The 19,390-nt window shown below is 51.9% G+C and carries 14 protein-coding genes; 10 read left to right on the top strand and 4 right to left on the bottom strand.

Annotated features, from left to right (window positions below; genetic code table 11):
• Positions 1–11: 11 nt before the first annotated feature.
• From KQI64_RS06865 to KQI64_RS06840, 6 genes are all read left to right on the top strand, one after another.
• Positions 12–731, top strand: coding sequence for a PP2C family protein-serine/threonine phosphatase (locus tag KQI64_RS06865; protein ID WP_216523968.1), 720 nt, complete (start codon positions 12–14; stop codon positions 729–731).
• 61 nt (positions 732–792) lie between these two features.
• Entirely contained in the window at positions 793–1,689 is an 897-nt protein-coding gene (locus KQI64_RS06860) for an FHA domain-containing protein (RefSeq protein ID WP_216523967.1), read from the top strand.
• Between the two features lie 39 nt (positions 1,690–1,728).
• On the top strand, positions 1,729–3,582 hold the full coding sequence (locus KQI64_RS06855) for a serine/threonine protein kinase (RefSeq protein ID WP_216523966.1): 1,854 nt from the start codon (positions 1,729–1,731) through the stop codon (positions 3,580–3,582).
• Between the two features lie 20 nt (positions 3,583–3,602).
• Entirely contained in the window at positions 3,603–6,275 is a 2,673-nt protein-coding gene (locus KQI64_RS06850) for a PASTA domain-containing protein (protein ID WP_216523965.1), read from the top strand.
• A 132-nt stretch (positions 6,276–6,407) separates the two neighbouring features.
• Positions 6,408–8,078 (top strand): lectin like domain-containing protein, encoded by a 1,671-nt coding sequence (locus tag KQI64_RS06845; RefSeq protein WP_216523964.1) that lies wholly within the window; start codon positions 6,408–6,410, stop codon positions 8,076–8,078.
• Positions 8,079–8,091: 13 nt separating this feature from the next.
• Positions 8,092–9,702, top strand: a complete 1,611-nt coding sequence (locus KQI64_RS06840) for a tannase (RefSeq protein ID WP_216523963.1) — start codon at positions 8,092–8,094, stop codon at positions 9,700–9,702.
• 62 nt (positions 9,703–9,764) lie between these two features.
• Here KQI64_RS06840 and KQI64_RS06835 read toward each other — a convergent pair whose 3' ends face one another.
• Positions 9,765–10,226, bottom strand: coding sequence for an RpiB/LacA/LacB family sugar-phosphate isomerase (locus KQI64_RS06835; RefSeq protein ID WP_216523962.1), 462 nt, complete (start codon positions 10,224–10,226; stop codon positions 9,765–9,767).
• Between the two features lie 209 nt (positions 10,227–10,435).
• Between KQI64_RS06835 and KQI64_RS06830 the strand changes: the two genes are divergently transcribed.
• Positions 10,436–10,891 carry a hypothetical protein gene (locus KQI64_RS06830; RefSeq protein WP_216523961.1) on the top strand — a complete coding sequence of 152 codons (456 nt, stop codon included), beginning with the start codon at positions 10,436–10,438 and terminating at the stop codon, positions 10,889–10,891.
• Between the two features lie 64 nt (positions 10,892–10,955).
• Entirely contained in the window at positions 10,956–11,963 is a 1,008-nt protein-coding gene (locus KQI64_RS06825) for a radical SAM/SPASM domain-containing protein (protein WP_216523960.1), read from the top strand.
• A 31-nt stretch (positions 11,964–11,994) separates the two neighbouring features.
• Here KQI64_RS06825 and tsaA read toward each other — a convergent pair whose 3' ends face one another.
• Positions 11,995–12,672: a tRNA (N6-threonylcarbamoyladenosine(37)-N6)-methyltransferase TrmO gene (gene tsaA / locus KQI64_RS06820; protein WP_216523959.1), complete on the bottom strand. Its 678-nt coding sequence runs from the start codon at positions 12,670–12,672 to the stop codon at positions 11,995–11,997.
• Positions 12,673–12,860: 188 nt separating this feature from the next.
• Between tsaA and KQI64_RS06815 the strand changes: the two genes are divergently transcribed.
• Positions 12,861–14,528 (top strand): S1C family serine protease, encoded by a 1,668-nt coding sequence (locus tag KQI64_RS06815; protein WP_253289220.1) that lies wholly within the window; start codon positions 12,861–12,863, stop codon positions 14,526–14,528.
• 108 nt (positions 14,529–14,636) lie between these two features.
• Here the strand turns inward: KQI64_RS06815 and murC are convergent, their stop codons facing one another.
• Complete coding sequence (gene murC / locus KQI64_RS06810) at positions 14,637–16,022, bottom strand: UDP-N-acetylmuramate--L-alanine ligase (protein ID WP_216523958.1); 1,386 nt, start codon at positions 16,020–16,022, stop codon at positions 14,637–14,639.
• A 151-nt stretch (positions 16,023–16,173) separates the two neighbouring features.
• On the opposite strand from murC, the gene rlmD reads away from it, so the two are divergent.
• Positions 16,174–17,808 (top strand): 23S rRNA (uracil(1939)-C(5))-methyltransferase RlmD, encoded by a 1,635-nt coding sequence (gene rlmD / locus KQI64_RS06805; RefSeq protein WP_216523957.1) that lies wholly within the window; start codon positions 16,174–16,176, stop codon positions 17,806–17,808.
• Positions 17,809–18,131: 323 nt separating this feature from the next.
• Here the strand turns inward: rlmD and KQI64_RS06800 are convergent, their stop codons facing one another.
• A complete protein-coding gene (locus KQI64_RS06800; protein ID WP_216523956.1) occupies positions 18,132–19,229 on the bottom strand; it encodes a tyrosine-type recombinase/integrase in 1,098 nt (365 codons plus the stop codon).
• Positions 19,230–19,390: the final 161 nt, after the last annotated feature.

Here is a 19,390-nt window from a genome sequence, read left to right as displayed (position 1 = left end):
CGGTGCAGACTATGAAAACCGCGTACAGTATATTTTCAAATCAGGGCGGCAGACAGATTAACGAGGATTACGCCGACTGCGCCGTCAGCAAGGACGCATACTGCTTTGTCCTTTGCGACGGACTGGGCGGTCACGGTATGGGCGACAGAGCTTCCCGCTTTGTTGCCCGTTTTGTCTTGAATGAATTCCGCGCCCGCGCTGAGGATTTTGCCGGTACCGTCCTTCCGCGCGCTCAGGCGGCGCTGCGTGAGGAGCAGGAGCGCCTTAACGCCGCCGAAAAAATGAAAACCACAGCCGTTATCCTTGTTGTCGACGGAAAATCGGGCTATTGCCTGCATGTCGGCGATTCGCGGCTGTACCGATTCAGGGACGGCGATGTCGTGTTTCAGACCCGCGACCACAGCGTGCCGCAGATGCTCGTGATGACAGGAGAGATCACCGCCGACGAGATACGTTCGCACCCCGACCGCAACAAGCTGCTTCGAGCCCTCGGCGACGACCGCGAGGAGCTGAAATTTGAGCGGACGGATTTTGACGTGCGTCCGGGAGACGCCTTCCTGCTCTGCTCGGACGGCTTCTGGGAGCCGCTGACAGAGGGCGAAATGCTCCGCCTGCTCAGCGAACAAAAGAGCGCGAAGGGCTGGCTCAATGCCATGGCACAGCTCGCCGTAAAAAACAGCGCAGGAAAAAACATGGATAACTTTACCGCCGTCGCGGTCAGAATAAATTGACGGTATAATCCTTCCGTGTTATACTAATTATGTAAAACAATTTTGTATCGGAGGAATACTTATGAAACTCAAACGCTGTCCGAATCTCCATTATTATGACGGCGACAAATACTCGGCGTGCCCTCATTGCGCCGCCGCGAAAAACGAACCCGCTCCAAAGCCAAAGCCCGTTATGGAGCCTGTACCCGAGGAGCCGAAGCCGATAGAAGCTCCTAAGCCCATTGAAGCTCCGAAGCCCGTTGAACCGCCGAAACCTGCGGAAGAACCTAACGCGGAATGGCGCTGCTCGTGCGGAGCGATAAACAGCGGTAAATTCTGCCCTCAGTGCGGCTCGCCACGTCCCGTGACAGAGGCGTCAGAAGAACCGCCGCATGTTGAAGAACCGGTTCCCGTCGAGGAGCCAAAGCCCGTCGAGGAGCCAAAGCCCGTCGAGGAGCCAAAGCCCGTCGAGGAGCCAAAGCCTGTTGAGGAGCCAAAGCCTGTTGAGGAAGAGAAGCCCGTTGAGGAGCCTCAGGTCAGAAAGATTTATTATCAGGACGTTGTCGAGAACGCGGCTGATCCCGTTTCATGCGACGATGACAACAAGACGCGGGTAGTGTTTGAGGAGCTTGAGGACGACTATGTGCTCGGCTGGCTCGCGGTGACGAATACCTCCTCAAAGGGCAGGATTTTCACCCTGACCTCGGGCAAAACGACGATCGGAAGGGCTGACGCGGAGCATCCGGTCAATATTGATCTGCACAACGACCGCGCCATCTCAAGAGGAGCTCAGGGTACGATTGTCTACGACCCGCTCAACCGCAAGTTCTTTTTGCAGAGCGCGGGCGGAAAAACCTTCATCTACGTAAACCGCGAGATCGTGCTGACCTACACGCAGCTCGAACCGTACAATATCATCAGAATCGGCGAAACGGAGCTTGTGTTTGTGCCGCTGTGCGGCGACGCATTTTCCTGGTAAGCCGTGGGAGTGGATAAGATGAACTACTGTCCGTTTTGTATGAGCGAAATCTCAGACGGAGTCTCTGTTTGTCCGTCATGCGGACGAAGGGCAGAGGAGTATGTATCGCCGCCTCATGTTCTCCCTGTGGGAGCGCTTCTTCACCAGCGCTACCTCGTCGGAGGCGTCCTCGGAGAAGGCGGCTTCGGAATCACATATATCGGTCTGGATACCCTTCTGCAGGTGCGCGTCGCAGTAAAGGAGTTTTTTCCGAACGGCATGGTCAACCGCAATAACACGGTGTCCAACGAGGTGCTAAGTATCAGCGCGGAAACGGCGAAGGAGCTGTTTTCAAAGAGCCGCGAAAGCTTCCTGCATGAAGCGCGGACGCTCGCGAAGTTTACGAACGAGCCGGGCGTCGTCGCAGTGCGCGATTTCTTTGAGGAAAACAATACCGTATACATAGTCATGGAGTACCTCGACGGCGTAACGCTCAAGAGTTATCTTAAGCAGGTCGGCAGAATATCTCCGAACAACACGGTCTGTCTGCTGATGCCCGTGTTCCGTTCGCTCCGTAAAATCCATGAGAAAGGGCTTATCCACCGCGATATCAGCCCCGACAATATTATGCTTGTCGGTGAGCAGGTCAAGCTGCTTGACTTCGGAGCCGCGCGCGAGTATGCCGACGAGCGCAGTCTTTCCGTCATGCTCAAGCACGGCTACGCCCCGCTCGAGCAGTACCGCCGCCACGGAGTACAGGGAGCGTGGACGGACGTATACGCCGTCTGCGCGGTGATGTACAGGTGCATAACGGGCAGCGTTCCGCCCGACGCGCCCGACAGGGTATTTGACGACGAGCTTAAAATGCCCTCGGAGCTGGGAATCGATACGGAGCCCGCCTTTGAGGAGGTGCTTCGCCGCGGTCTCGCGATAAAGCCCGACGAGCGTTACCAGAACATCGACGAATTGCTAGAGGCGATCGACGCGGTTCCCGGAATCGACATTGAGGAGCCGTATGAGCGCACGGAAAATTATGAAAATATCAACGTGGCAGAGCAGCCTGTTGATGATAATATTACAGTAAATGACAAACCCTCCGGCGATAACGGAGACAACCGACTCTCGGAGTATGTTCCGAGATTTTCCGACAGCCGCGAGGAGGTTTTGCGGGAGGAAGCCGAACCGCAGACCGCTGCTCCCGCAAAAAAGAAGAGCCGGCTTCCGCTGATCATCGGAATAGCTGCCGCTTCCGCGGTGGTTATCGGAGCGGCTGTCACCGCGTTTTTGATTTACATGAACAGCACCAAAAAATCTCCGGTGCCGTATGTTCAGGCGTTTACGGAGAACACTGCCGCAGGGACTGAGTCATCTTCCGAAACACAGAGCCCGGACGGCACCGAACCGTTTTCTGTCGACCTTTCGGAGATAGAGTATCCGGATATGGGAAGCTACATTTCGATCGACGGCGGATTTCTGACCGTTGATACGAGCCTGTTCGGAATGGAGCTCACAGACGTTGCCCACTGTTTCATGCCGGGCAGTCTTTACTGGAGCGCGAACTACCCGGACTTCCCTGACGATACCTACAAGATACTTTGTATTCCGATTGACAGCCCCGTAAACTACGAGGGTCACAACAACGGAACGTATATTGAATCCGTCGATTTGATATTCAGGGATAACAAGCTGGTGGTAATTCAGTACGATAAGTCCGCCGCCTTTAATCCCGACGTGATCGAACAGGCTCGTCAGCGTTACGGTCAGCCTGTGACAGAGGAGAACGAAAAGGTCGTATGGGAGCTTGACGGCGGCATAACCTACGCCGCGTGTATGCAGCATATTGAATCCGACACGCTCGACCTTACGGATTTCTTTAATCAGAGATACTATTCACCCGACGAATCGCCGCGATAGGCGGAAAAGGAGGGGTCATTATGAAATACTGCATGAACTGCATGGCGCAGTATGAGGATGAGTATGACATCTGTCCGCACTGCGGCTTTTCCGAGGGAACTCTGCCTTCGGATTCCCGCTGCATGGAGCCGGGCTCGATTCTTGCGGACAGGTATATTGTGGGAATGCCTCAGTCGCTTGACAGCTGGATGGTTCGTTACATAGGCTGGGACGCGCTGACAGAGAAAAAGGTCGTGATAAACGAGTTTTTGCCTACAAGATACGCCGCCCGGGAGGTCGGAAAGACATCGCTCACGATTGTGCGTCAGGAGCCGTTTTTCCGTTATCTGTCCGTACTGCTGCGGCGTGCCCGTCAGCTTGCGGAAACAAGGCTGCCCGAGGCGGTCTGTCCTGTATACGAGAGCTTTGAAAAGAACTGCACGGCGTATGTAATAACCGCCTTTCAGGAGGGACAGCCGCTCAGGGAATTCATTAACGAGCGCGCTCCGCTAAATGAGCCGGAAGCCGAGCGGCTGATGCTCCCGGTGCTTTACGCTCTCGACAAGCTCCACGATAACGGCTTTATAGCAGGCGGATTTTCGCCCGATAATTTTGTCGTCGCTGATAACGGACAGTTCGTCATGCGTGATTTTATCGGCAACTGCTTTTTCCATATAACGGACAATCCCGAGGACATCGAGCGCGGGCAAAACGACTGCTACTATCCGTGCGAGCGCATTGAAGCGAAAGATTCCATCCGTCTGGCTCCCGAAAACGATATATATTCGGCGGCTATGATATTCTACGAGCTTCTGGGAGTCAGGCTGCCCGACCCGTATCTGCGTAAGCAAGCCTATGAGCAGAAGCACAGGGATATTTTCAAAAGACCCTCCGCGGTCAGTCTGAAGCTATCAAAATCCAAGGAAAACGCGCTGATAAACGCCTCGGCGCCCGCTGTTGATATCCGCACCTCGGATATGGATACCTTCATCAAGGAGCTGACAAGCGACAGGGAAGTTGCTGTCAAGTCAAAAGAAGGCAAGGGCTTTCCGCTGTGGGCGAAGATTGCGTTACCTGCAGCGGCAGCGGTCATAATCGCGACGGCGATTCTTGTAGTACCGATGTTTTTCGCGGGCAGCAAGAAGGACTTGCCGCTCAGCGACCGGACCGTGGTGCCCGGGATAATAAACAAAACTCTCGAAAAAGCAGAGGAGGAGCTGCAGCAGGCAGGACTGCTGCTTGAGGTAAATTCAAAGACGATAGATGACAGCATAGACGAGGGTTTGGTTCTCACACAGAGCGTCGAAGAAGGCGCGATGGTCGGCGTAAACACGTCCGTCGGGGTCTCTGTCAGCGCACACAGCGATGAGTTTTCAATGCCGAATTTCCTCGGAATGCGGCTCGAGAGCTGCGTAAAAATCCTCGGCGAGCTCGGAATAGACTACACAACCTCAGACGAATACAGCGCAAGCGTCGCTGAGGGCTGCGTCGTTTCACAGAGCGTCGAACCGTTTACAAAGGTAATGTCGGGCAGCACGCTCGAGCTGACAGTTTCCAAGGGAGCCGACCCCGCAAGCGCGGATAATCCCGTTTTGGGCGGCAATGACGAAGGCGGCAGCGGCGGTTATTATTCCGACGAGCCGACGCCTGTCAGCGATTACAGCGGCAGGTCATATGAAGACGCCGTTGAACAGGCACAACAAGACCAAACGCCCGTTGAGGTCGTTAACAGGGTTTACGACGACAGCCTGCCCGACGGCACGGTGATTGAACAAACTCCCGCCGAGGGCGAGGAGCTTGAGCCCGGCGAATCGGTCAAGGTGGTCGTATCCGCAAAGAGCAGCAGCGTGATATTGCCCGACCTCACCCTGATGAAAAAGGAAGTCGTTGAATTTATATTGAGCTATTACGGCGCAGTCGCCGAGTATAACGAGGAATACAGCGACTCCATAGCATACGGGCTCGTCGTTTCTCACGACCCGCCCGAGGACTCCGAAATCAAGAGCGGCGATACCGTCATTGTCACAGTCAGCAAGGGCAGGCAGCCTGCAATTATGCCCGACGTTGTCGGAATTGACTCCGAATCCGCTGTTGAACAGCTCAGAAAGGCGGGCATAGCCTTTGATCTCGCCTACGATACCGACCCCAATAAGCCCGACAAGGAAATCCTGCGTCAGAATGTCAAGGCAGGCGATGAGGTTCCCGAGGGTATTCAGGCGATAATTACCGCCAATGCCGTCAGCGGAGTAGCGCGTGTGCCTGATTTGACAGGACTTGGAAAAGAGGACGCGGATAAGCTCGCTCAGGACGCGGAGCTGAATATGATTGTTTTCGTTGACCGCGACCATCCGTTCTCCGAGGGAAAGGTGTATGCGCAGGGTCCAAAGCCGGGTTCGTTCCTCGAGCGCGGCGGAGATATCGTCGTGTTCCTCACGGGCAAGCAGGAGGAACCGAGCGGACCGCCTGAGCTTAGTATCTCAACCCACTCAGCGAACGTGAATGTCGGCGGAGAGTTTGTTCTCGAGGTAGACGCGCGAAATATTCAGGAGCTCAGCCTTGTAAACTACGAAATCGAGGACCCGGAGGTCATTGAGGTGGTTCATATCGACACTAAGACCATGGCGCTGACCGTGCGCGGAAAAGCCGCCGGCACGACAACGCTGACAATAACCTGCGGAAATCTCAGACAGGTGTGCACGGTCACGGTAGGGTGATTCTGCAAAACTCAACTGCCGCTTGAATTATCAAACAGGAGTTGATTTCATTGATGAAAGAGTTGCTTGCATCAACCGTTATCTTTGTGTATAATTTAAGCGTAAAGAAAAACTGATTGAGAGGGTTCTTAAATGAAGAAGGTTTTGGCAATTATTCTGTCGGCGCTGACGCTCTGTTCATTTACGGCTTGTTCCGCCGGAAACGAAACGCTGACCGCAGAGGAGGACTTTGAGGTGATTGACGCTTCAAAGCTCCCGTCAAAGGTAGATCTGAGAAATTTTGAAGGCAAGAACTACGTCACTCCCGTAAAAAACCAGTGGTACGGCGACTGCTGGTCGTTCAGTCTTGCGGGCGCGGCGGAGATATCATATCTTTTCGAAAACGATATGGGCGTACCTGCGGGAGAGGTCAACGACAAGGTCAATTTCTCCGAGAAGTACATATCGTGGTACCTTTTCCACGGAATAACTCAGGATGACGTTGTCAAGGGCAAGGTTCGCGCTTCTCAGGCCGGAGAGGGCTTTGACCTCACCGAGCCGGATAAGAAGCTGAAGCTTTCCTCGTATCTTATCGGCGGCCCCTTTATCCATAATTCCAACTTTTTCGGAGCGGGATTCGGTCCCGTTGACGAGAGCGTGACCGTCAAGGGAGAGCACCCCTACGCCTACGACGATTCGTGGGAGGGAGAATGGACTCTTCCGCTGAACGCCGAGTACCGCAACGCTCCCGAAGCAGGACTTATCAGGAGCAGCAAAAGGCTGCCGAATCCCGCGTCAGTTAGCAGTGACGGAAAGTACGAGTTCAACGCCGACGGAATCAACGCGATAAAGTCGGAGCTTTCACAGGGTCACGGCGTTTCGATAGCCCTCTGTTCATCTCACCCGGGGTTCAATTCAGCTAACCGCGCGGCTTATTACACCGGCGACGATCAGCCCGACCACGCGGTTACGGTAGTCGGTTATGACGACGACTATCCCAAGGAGAATTTCACGTTTATTAACGCGAACGGCAAAAACGGTGAGGACGGCACTCCGCCGGAAAACGGAGCGCTGATTATCAAAAACAGCTGGGGTCTTACTGACTACGACGGAAATGACCCCGACGACGGCTATGTGTACATTTCATATTACGATCACAGCCTGATGGATCCTCTGAGCTATGTGTTCGAGGGCAAATCGAAGCACGAGAACCCGAATTTCGACCAGTATGATCTGATGATGACAAACTGGTACGGCAGCACCGATTACGACAGCGAAACAAAGATGGCAAACGTTTTTGACGCCGAGGAGGACGAGAATCTTTACCGGATCGCCTACGCCGTGGGTCTGCCCAAGACAGAGGTAGCCTACGAGATTTACAAGGGCGTCGGGGACGATGATCCGTCCTCGGGCACTCTGCTCGAAAAGGGCATTCACCGCCATACCCGCGAGGGCTTTTACAGCATCGACCTCAAAGAGGAATACGCCCTGAAAAAAGGCGATAAGTATTCCGTTGTGCTGACGGTGAAGCATTCATCGGACGATGGCAGCATGACCTATACCGAGTTTTTCCCGTATTCCACGGAGTTTTACGAGGGAATGACGGTTCACGGCGTTATCAACAAGGGCGAGAGCTATCTGTATACAGACGGCAAATGGAGCGATATGTCCGGAATGAAGGACGACCTGATCGACAGGGCGTACAGCCAATGCTCTGATCTGCTGGAACAGGATAAAGCCCTGCCCGAGCTGAAACTCAAGGGCAAGGACAGCTTCGCGGTTGATAATTATCCGATAAAGGCGATACTGTCGCCCGCAGAATAAAGGAGAGAATAACATGATAAAAAAACTGTCAGCGCTGTTGCTGACCGTATGTATCGCGGGCGTAACGGCGGCAGGCTGCGGCAATCCGAGCGGGAGTTCCGCCAATCAGACAACACAGCCGCCTGAAACAAAGCCCGTCGTAACAGAGCTTTCCAAGCTCGATATGGGCAAGTGGAAGCTCAATGAAAATACAAATATGTACTATCAGGCGGAGATAGACTACTGCGAAAAACCCGCCGATGAAAAATACGAGAAGCTCGCTGTGTTTGTCCCTGCGGCGTTCATGGACGGCTCCGACAACGGAGACGGCACCTACACCTGCGAGCTGAACGAAAAGAAGCTCAACGGCTATTCTGCCTCAGACGCCCCGATAGTTATGCCGATCGAAACAGAGGGCTACTACGCAGCGACGGCGATGACCGACGAGTTTCTCGGGCAGAATCAGGGCTTGATTGAGATGATATCTGAATACACCTCTAAGGGCTTTGTCTTTGTACACGCGGGCTGCCGCGGAGTCGAGGAAGGCGCTCCCACGGGCGTCACCGACCTCAAGGCGGCGATCCGCTATGTCCGCTACTGCGACGACGTTCTTCCCGGTGATTCGGAGAATATCTTCGTATACGGAATGAGCGGCGGCGGAGCTCAGTCGGTGATTCTCGGCGCCTGCGGAAACAGCGAACTCTACGAACCGTATCTGAAGGCGATCGGAGCGATACAGGGCGTATCCGACGCTGTCGCGGGCTCAATGAGCTGGTGTCCGATAACAAGCCTTGATACCGCCGACGCGGAATACGAATGGATGCTCGGCTGCTCACGTACGGACAGAACAGCAGAGGAGCAGGAGGTCACCGACCGTCTTTCAAAGGCGTTTGCGGATTATCTCAACAAGGCGGGCTTTGTCGACGAGAACGGAAAGACTCTCAGCTTAGAGGAATCAAAGGAAGGCATTTATCAGGCAGGCTCCTATTACGATTACATCAAGAGTGTGATCGAGAAGTCGCTCACCAACTTCCTCTCCGACAATAAATACACCGATACAAAGGCTCAGGAGTATATCGATTCGCTCAACACGGACTCCAAGTGGGCTTCCTATGACAAGAGCACCCACACAGCCTCGATAACGAGCGTTGCGGATTTCGTCAAGGCGCGCAAAAACGCCTTTCCGTATTATGTCGGCTTCGATAACCCGCCCGGAAACAACACGCTTTTCGGCTACGGAGACGGCAAGGGCTCGCACTTTGACCGCATTCTCGCCGATATCCTCACGGATATGAACAGCGAGTACGCCGCTGCGTATAACGCCGACCTCGAAAAGACCGATTCGTTCGGCAACACGGTTGAGCAGCGCGTCGATATGTACTCTCCGCTGTATTTCCTCATGGATACACGCGAGGGTTACAAAAAGGCTGACGTCGCAAAATACTGGCGAATCCGCTCGGGAATCGAGCAGCCCACGACCTCGCTCACGACTGAGGTCAACCTCGCTCTCGCTCTCAATCATTACGACGGCGTAAAGAGCGTAGACTTCGAGACCGTCTGGGAACAGAGCCACACCGAGGCTGAACGCACAGACGACCCGACCTCAAACTTTATCGCGTGGGTCAATTCCTGCGTGAAGGGATAATTTCAGCAAAAGAAAATGCCCTCTGAGTCCAAACGGCTCGGAGGGCTTTGCTTGTGTTTGATTTACTTTACGGGCACACAGTGCTCGTCGTTGATTTTCTGAACCTTTTTGACGCGGCGGACGTATTTTTCAGCTGTCAGCGGCTCTGTCGCCATAAAGGTTTTAACGATTTCCATGGCGATCATACCGCCGATGATCTTTGCGCCGAGACAGAGCACGTTCGCGTCATTGTGCTGACGCGCGAGAGAAGCGCAGAATGGATCCTGACAAACACAGGCGTAAATTCCGTTCACCTTGTTTGCGATCATCGCGCTTCCGTAGCCGACTCCGTCCACAAAAATACCTCTGTCGCATTCACCCTTTGCCACGGCGACAGCGGCGGGAAGGACGAAATCCGACAAATCACAGGACTGCTCGTCGTAGGCTCCGAAATCGACGACAGTATGACCCTGAGCTTCGAGATAAGCCTTGATTTCATACTTCATCGAGGTGCCTGCGTGGTCGTTTGACATTGCAATTTTCATTAAAATCAGCTCCTTTTTTTGAATAGTAAAATAATAAATCGTCTGAATAAATTATATCACACAACCGCGGTTTATTCAACTTATTATTCTGCTTTTTTGCGGCGGAATATATACTAAATGCTCCCGCAGTCTTGACATGCTGAAATCAGTCGGTTATAATAGCATAAAAACCGAAACAATAATATACTTGATTGGACAGGTGATATGATATGAAAAAGAAAATGGCAATGCTCATAGTCATGCTCGCCGCGGGCGCTTTTATGCTCACAGCCTGCGGAGAGGAGAGCAAGGACAGCTCCTCCGCTGAGACGACTCAGTCCGCAACTCAGACAACTACTAAGTCCGCTTCCAAGGAATCGGAAAAGTCAGAGGCTTCCAAAAGCGATAGCAGCGGCTCCGACTCAGAGAAGAAGGAAAGCAGCGCATCCTCCGAGAAGAAGGAGAACGGCGGCGGAAACGAACAGGCTGATTCTGATGACAACGATGACAACAATGGCGGCGGAAATCAGGGCGGCGGCAACAGCGATTCGTCCAAGTCCGGCGGATCCGATAAGAGCAGCGCGTCAGAAAAGCGTGAGTCACAGTCGTCCTCCAAGGAATCAAAGAGCGAGGATTTGCCCGAGCTTCCGACCGACGAGTACGAGCTGCCGTTTATTCCGGCATAACAATATCATTTTATCCGCCGCCGGTTTTCTGACGGCGGATTTTTTTAGGCAAGGAGGAGGGGACATGGCGGATATCGAAGCATACGGCGGAAGCTTTACCCTGCAATGGCACATTACTCACCGCTGCAACCTGCGCTGTACGCACTGCTATCAGGACGATTACACCGCCTTTGAGTCCGGGGAAGCGCTCGGAAAAATTCTCCGTCAGTACGAAGAACTGCTCAAAAAATACAGCTTCAAGGGCTATCTGAATATCACGGGCGGAGAGCCTTTGACTCACCCTTCTCTGTTTTGGCTCCTTGAGGAAGCAGCGAAGATGAAGATAAAAACCGCCGTCCTTACAAACGGCACCATGATCGGAAAGCGCGAGGCTCGAATGCTTAAGGCGTGCGGAGTGTACTATGTTCAGGTCAGTCTTGACGGTACGGAGAAGGCTCACGACAGGATCCGCGGAGAAGGGAACTTCTGCAGGGCTGTCAGCGGTATACAAGCCCTGAGAAACGCCGGAATATTTACGACGGTATCCATCACCGCGCAGCGCGAAAACCTGGGCGAGCTTCCGCGCCTTGCACGTTTCTGCCGCGATATCGGGGTCAACAAGCTGTGGTACGACCGAGTCGTCATTCCTAAAAGTGAAGATACTTCACATTTATCCCTGACGGCCAAAGATTTCGTCAAGCTCAGCCGCCGTGCCGCAAGACTAAACTCAAAGGGTATGGTTTCCTGCGCGCGTGCTTTACAGTTCATTCCGTGCAAGCAGAAGGACATTTACCGCTGTACCGCGGGAGACCGCCTGCTGACTGTTCTTGCCGACGGTTCGGTCATGGCTTGCCGCCGTCTGCCGATTGTATCGGGAAATGTGCGCGAGCGTTCGCTTCTTGATATTTACGGGAACGACCCGGAGCTGATAAAGCTCAGGAGCGCCGGTATTCCGAAGGAGTGCGAAGAATGCGCGTATTCAAAGCTGTGCGCGGGCGGCGCAAAATGCATAGCCTACGCAAAGTCGGGACGGTACGACATACCCGACCCGGATTGTAGTTTTATCGATAAAAAACAAAGCATACGCCGATAATAAAGCGTATGCTTATTTCTTTTTAGGAATATTAATTACCTTTGTTAACCGCTTCCGTGACGGTCGCGGTGCCGCAGCTGACTTTAAAACGAATATCATATCCGCCGTAAGCAAAGCCGTATTCTCTGTTCTCGTCGTTCTGATAACCCGGGCGCGGGTCATAGGAAAGAGCTTCTTTTAGAGCGGCGAGCTGATTTTGAGTGAACAGCACGGCGACTTCTTCGGGTATCACAACATTCAGCGGCTGCTGTTTGTCGGGACCGTAGTCGCCCGTTGCCGCTGTGGGCACGCTGTCTGCAAACGGCAGGTAGGGTTTTATGTCGAGTATTGCCGTGCCGCTCATCAGATCGGCTCCGGAAACCGTCAGCACCGGGCCGTCAGCGGAAGTCTGCTCGAAGGAAACCAGCTTTACTCTTGTCAGACCAATCGGGTTCGGGCGGTTCGGAGAACGCGTCGCGAAAACTCCCATGCGTTTGTTGCCGCCGAGCTTTGGCGGACGGACGGTAGGCGACCAGTCGCGGCTGCCCATGGGCTCGAACAGCCAGATAAGCCACAGGTACTCAAATTCCCCGATGCCGCGGAAGGCGTCGGGATTTTGGTATTTCTTTTCCATTATTATCCGCGAAATCAGGTTTTCCGACATTCCGCTCTGTCGCGGCAGTCCGAATTTGGTAGGGAAGTCGTTGAAAATATGCGCGATAGGTTCCATGCTCAATCTCCGTTTCTGTAGTCATTTTTATCATACAACATAATGAAAAAAAGTGAAAGAGTTTATTTGAAAAAACACAGTATTTTTTCAAGCTGATTTCATGCAGTTTTCACTTTCGGGTTTTATTATATAGTCACGATAAAGATAACGACAGCGAAAGCTGCTCAGATAGTTTGGAGGATAAACCAATGAAAGACTATTATGATGATTTTAATGAAATGAACACCACTCCGGTTCCCGAAAACGATTCCGACGAAAGCTTAACGGCTAAGGAAAGCGCGGACGTAACTGAGAGTGCTGAGACCATTGAAACCGAGCGTTATGAAGCTCAGGAATACGAGGAAATCAGCAGCAGCTCAGAGGAAGCAAAAACGTCTCCCGAAAGCTCCTATGAGTGGAACGCCACAGAAAATGAGTACCGTCATTCATATATAAACGGCAACAACAGCTCTGCGCCTCATAATCCCAATAATTACGAGAACGCCTACTCCTCGCGTCAGGGCTACGGCTATCAGCAGCCGCAGCATCAGGCACAGACGCAGTACAATCCCGGATATCAGCAGACTGCTTACAGCGGATATTCAAATCCTCACTACAGTGCACAGCAGCCTCAGCAGCACGCGGCTGTTCAGACCAAGCAGAAGAAAAAGAAAGAAAAGAAGCCGGTATCACGCGGATTCATCGCGGGAATGCTCTCACTGACGGTGATCGCTTCGGCGGCTCTCGGCTTCGGCGGCGGATATCTCGCCAAAAACATGAACACGACGACCTCGGGCAATGTGACTATCAATCAGGTCAGCTCGGGCGGCGTTACAAATACATCGTCTGTTTCGAACACCACAACCTCGGACATCGTCAAAAAGACAGCCGACAGCGTGGTTGAGATCGCGACAGAGGGCACGGTGACGGGCAGCTTCGCGCGTCAGTATGTAACTAAGGGCGCAGGCTCCGGCGTAATTATCTCCGCCGACGGCTACATCGTCACCAACCACCATGTAATCGAAAACGCGAACACCATCAGCGTTTCGCTCCGTGACGGCACCAAATACGACGCTACGCTCATCGGCAGCGACGCGGACAATGATATCGCGCTTCTTAAGATAGATGCCGAGGGACTTTCACCCGCAACCTTCGGCGACAGCTCCTCACTCGCGGTAGGCGACTATGTTGTCGCTATCGGCAATCCTCTCGGCACCCTCGGCGGCACCGTGACCGACGGTATTATCTCCGCTCTTGCCCGTGAGGTTACGATTGAGGACAAGAACATGACACTGCTCCAGACAAACGCGCAGATCAGCCCCGGAAACTCGGGCGGCGGTCTTTTCAACGCCAACGGCGAGCTTGTAGGTATTGTAAACGCCAAGGACAGCGCTACCGAGGTTGAAGGTATTGCCTTCGCGATTCCCGTAAACAACGTGCTGGATATCATCAAGGATTTGCAGAACTACGGCTACGTGACCGGCAAAATCGATATGGGCATGGAGTTTGTAGATATCAATTCCAACGACACCGCCTTCTATTACGGTGTTAACGAGCTCGGCTGCTATGTTCTCTCTGTCGGCACAGGCTCCAACGCTGAAACCGCGGGCTTCAAGCGCGGCGACCTTATCACCGCGGTCAACGGCACGACTGTTTCTTCCTCGGCTGACATCAGCAAGGCGCTTGAGGACAACAAGGTAGGAGATACGGTCACGCTCACGGTTAAACGCAACGGTCAGACTCAGAATATTTCTCTGACGCTCGCCGAGTATAAGCCCTCGGCAAAGCTCAATGACAACAGCGGCAGCCGGAATTCCGACGACTCTACACAGAACCGTTCGACCGACGACCTGTGGAACCGCATCTTCGGCTGGTAATGAAGCCGGACACCTATAATGAATGCTTACGACATTTTTATGATAATTCTCCTTAAACAGAACCGCACCACCGAGAAATCAGTGGTGCGGTTTTACATTTGAATTTTATTACTTGTTCTCAGCCATAAACTGCAGCTTCTTGTAAATCATATTCGCGCACATATATACGTTGCCGCCGCCCATTGTGAGGATAAGGTCGCCTTCACGCGCGTTCTTGCAGACGTAATCCGTGATTTCCTCGAAGGTGTCGAGGCATACGGAGCCCGGAACCTTCGCGCCCAGATCGCGCGAGTAGATGTTGTAGGTATTTGTCTCTCTGACGGGCAGAATCTCTGAGATGATCGCAGCGTCGGGAATTTTTAGAGCCTCGGCAAAGTCGTCGAGGAGCATAGCCGTGCGCGAGAAGGTGTGCGGCTGGAACACCGCCCATACCTTGTTGAAGCCCATGTTCATAGCGGCGTTCAGTGTCGCCGTCAGCTCTGTGGGGTGATGTGCGAAGTCGTCGGCAACGGTGATGCCGTCGGGAGTGCCGAGAATTTCAAAGCGGCGGTGAACTCCGCCGAACTTGTGCAGGTTCTCGGAAATCTCGTTCGCAGTAGCGCCGAGGTAGTGAGCCGTCGCCGCGGCAGCGAGTGAGTTGTAGACGTTGTGCTTGCCGGGGACGATAAGCTTTATGCTTGTGAGCTTCTCGCCCTTGTACAGCAGATCGTACTGCTCGTGAACGCCCTTGTCAGCGCTGAGGTTTACAGCGCGGTAGTCGCAGTTCTCGCCGAATCCGAAGGTGATTTTGTCGAGCTTGACGTCCTTGACGGCGTCGAGGGTGTTCTCGTCGTCTCCGTTGATAACGAGCAGACCCGTCGTGAGCTCCGCAAACTTTTTGAATGATTTTTTGATGTTGTCGAGATTCTTGAAGTAATCGAGGTGGTCAGCGTCGATGTTAAGAATAATCGAGATAAAGGGATTAAGCTCGAGGAAGGTGTCCACGTACTCGCACGCCTCGCAGACGATGATATCGCTCTGACCGACGTAGCTGTTGCCGCCGATAAAGGGCAGCTTGCCGCCGATAATAGCGGAGGGGTCAAAGCCGCTGCCGATAAGAATCTGCGAGAGCATGGCTGTGGTCGTTGTCTTTCCGTGAGTGCCGGAGACCGCGATGCTTCTCTTGTAGCGCCTTGTCACAACGCCGAGCATAACGCTGCGCTCGATACAGGGGATCCCCTGTTCTGCAGCCGCCTTTCTCTCGGGATTTGTTTCCTTGACAGCGGCGGAGTAAACAACAAGCTCCGCGCCCTTGATATTCTCCTCGGCGTGACCCATGTAAACGGGAATACCGTAGCTCTTAATGCGGTCAAGGGTTTCGCCCTCGTTCATGTCGGAGCCGGAAAGCTCAAAGCCCTCGCTCCTGAGAATTTCAGCGAGCGGACACATACCGCTGCCGCCGATTCCGATAAAATGGATTCTTTTTATATGATTCAAAAGCTCATCATAATTCATACCAAACACTCCCATATCTATATTAGCTACTCTTATTATAAGGCGAAAAACGCGAAAAATAAAGTCCCAAATGCAAATTTCATCAAATCGGTTGCCAAAACCGCCGCGCGATGTTAGAATATAGTATACTATTGATAAAGGAAAACCGCCTATGTTGAAAAAGAACGATTTGGTACAGCTCAAAATAACCTCAACGACCGCCGAGGGAAGCGGAGTCGGACATACTTCCGACGGCATGGCGGTGTTCGTGCCGATGTCCGCGACAGGCGACGAGCTGAGCGTGAAAATATTGAAGGTAAAAAAGACTTACGCCTTCGGTAAGCTCGAGGAAATACTCACTCCATCACCCGCGAGAATCGAGCCCGACTGCCCGAATTTTTCAAAATGCGGCGGCTGCGTATGGCGTCATGTCAGCTACAGCGAGGAATGCCGTATCAAGGAGCAGAAGGTGCGTGACGCTGTTGAGCGCATAGGCGGAATAAATACTGAAATAAAGCCGATAATAGCCTGTGAAAGGACAGACCGCTACCGCAACAAGGCGCAGCTTCCCGTCGGCAGGGACAGAAACGGCAAGGTTCAAATCGGCTTTTACTCTTTTCACAGCCACAGAATCGTCGACTGTGCCGACTGCGCACTCCAGCCTGAACAGTTCGGCGAGGTGATAAGGATCACACGTGAGTTCATAGACAGGTACGGCGTTTCCGTGTACGACGAGAGTACAGGCAAGGGCAGACTGCGGCATCTCTATCTCCGCTGTGCCGAAATAACAGGCGAGCTGATGGTCTGCTATGTCGTCAACGGCAACGGACTGAAAAATGAGGATATACTTATCAAAAATCTCCGCGAAGCGCTTCCAAACCTGAAAACCGTTGTTTTTAATTCTAACAGAGAAAAAACCAACGTGATCCTCGGCAGCAAAAACCGGGTTGCCTATGGAGAGGGCGTTATTGAGGACGAGCTCTGCGGCAAGCGGTTTTGCATTTCTCCGTTCTCGTTCTGGCAGGTCAACCGATCTCAGGCTGAGAAGCTTTACACCAAGGCTTTGGAATACGCGAACCTCAGCGGAAGAGAAAATCTTCTCGACCTCTACTGCGGCACCGGCACGATAGGATTGACTATGGCTGACGGCTGCAAAACCCTGACAGGCGTTGAAATCATTCCCGACGCCGTGTGCGACGCGGAGAAAAACGCCGAACGCAACGGAGTAAAGAACGCGAGGTTTATCTGTGCCGACGCGCCTGCAGCGGCTGAACAGCTCAGACAGGAGGGAGTATCGCCCGACGTTGTTATTCTCGATCCGCCGAGGAAGGGCTGCGGCGAGGAGCTTGTCGGAACAGTCGCCAAAATGAACCCCGACCGTGTGGTTTATGTTTCCTGCGACCCCGCGACTCTCGCGCGCGATTTGAAGTATTTTGCAGAGCGCGGCTATGTTACAAGAGAGGTAACGCCCTGCGATATGTTCCCGAGAACAGCTCATGTTGAGACGGTTGTTCTTTTGTCCAGAAAAATGCCCGATGATAAAATAGAGGTCGATCTTTCTTTGGATGAGCTGGACATCACTTCCGCTGAGTCAAAGGCAACCTATCAGGAAATCAAGGATTATGTGCTGAAAGAATACGGCTTCAAGGTTTCAACTCTCTATATCTCACAGGTAAAACGCAAGTGTGGAATCATAGAACGTGAGAATTATAATCACTCTCACAAAGAGAATCCGCATAGCTCGCAATGCCCGAAAGATAAGGAAAATGCTATCCGCGCTGCGCTGGAGCATTTTGGTATGATATAAGATTATGAATTGAATAGGAAAACAAATCACTGTGAGATGAACAGTTCACAGCGATTTGTTATATATTATTGAAAAACGGAATGATTTCCACAAAGCGAAGTCATTCCTTTTTTATTTTTGATTCAACTTTTTGAGCAGAAGGAGCGCGGAGTTGTTCTTCGGATAGCAATAACAAAATAAAAAAAGCAACTGCAAACGCAGTCACTGTACAAATTACTGTCGCAGAGTATACTCCTTTATGAGATATCGCTTGTTTCCTCAGTGTTTATGCGGCTTTTCAAGAAAATGTGACCACTTTTTTGACGGCGTAAAAAAACTGAAAGCTATAATCCGATAGCTTCCAGCTTTGTCATATTTTGTCTTTTGAATTCGAGCGACGAGTGAACATACCGTTCCAGTGTAATTCTCGGTGTGGAGTGCCCTAAAACCTCGCTTAGCGATTTGATTTCAAATCCTACCTCTACACATCTCGTCGCAAATGTATGTCTTAACACATGAAAGTGCATGTCCTCAATGCCGCACGCTGCACTGTATTTTTTTATGTGGTACTGCATTACGCGCGGCTCGATGGTTTTGGTTTCACTGCCTGTCAGCAAAAACGCATTCATTGCATATTTTCTTAGTCTTTCCTTGCACAATTCGTATGCCATATTGGTCAAAGGCACCACACGCGCAGAGGTGCTGCTCTTCGGTTTGGTGAACACGATTTTTGTTTTTCTGCCATCGTTATCCAGATTCTTTATTCTCTGCATCGTTTCCCGAACCGTCACGGTTTTTTCTTTCAAGGAAATATCCTTAACTCTCAATGCGCAGACCTCGCCAAGACGCAGACCTGTCATCAATGCGAATAGCACACCAAATTTCGGAGAATCCAAATCTGCCGACAGATATCCAATAAATCGCTGCTGTTCCTCTTTCGACAAAACCCGGATTTGCTTTGCTGTGTATTTAGGCGTGGCAATCTCAATCAAATCTATTTTTCTGCTACTCGCAACATATTTCAAGATTGATTTCAGCAGCACCGTCAAATCCTTAACTGTTTTCGTAGATAAGATTTTGACTTCTATTAAATGATTAACAAACTCTGCCGTCAGCTCTGTTGTAATCATTTCAGGCTGATATCCGCCGAAAAACGGCTTGATATGGTTTTTGATCGCGGTTGAGTATTTTACAAATGTTGATTCCTTAACATTGTTTTGATTGACAACAAGCCATTCATCGCAGTATGTACCAAACAGCTTATTACTCGAGCCCTTCGGTATTTGCCGCTTGCATTTTTCAAGCTTCTCTTTAACCTCCCGATAAGTCTTGCCGTAGCACGAACCGTAACACGTCCGCCCGTTTTCCGCAACACCCTTTTTGTAACGCCCTTCCCAGCGTCCGTCCTTTCTTTTATATATGTTTTCGCCTTTTCTTGACATAGATTCCTCCTGTGTACTTGACAATGTATTTGACGGCGATAGATATTATAATACACTTTCAGTTCAGAATAAATTTCTTGAAATAGTTCTCCGGCAGAATAATCATTAGCGATTCCGGTTTATTGTTCTAAATTATCAATAAAAACTTTTGCAAAAAATAT

It is taken from the genome of Lachnoclostridium sp. MSJ-17 (assembly GCF_018918205.1).
Taxonomy (GTDB): Bacteria; Bacillota; Clostridia; order Oscillospirales; family Acutalibacteraceae; genus Ruminococcoides.
The sequence above is the reverse complement of the archived record's forward strand: the minus strand, read 5'-3'. Positions and strand labels throughout refer to the sequence as shown.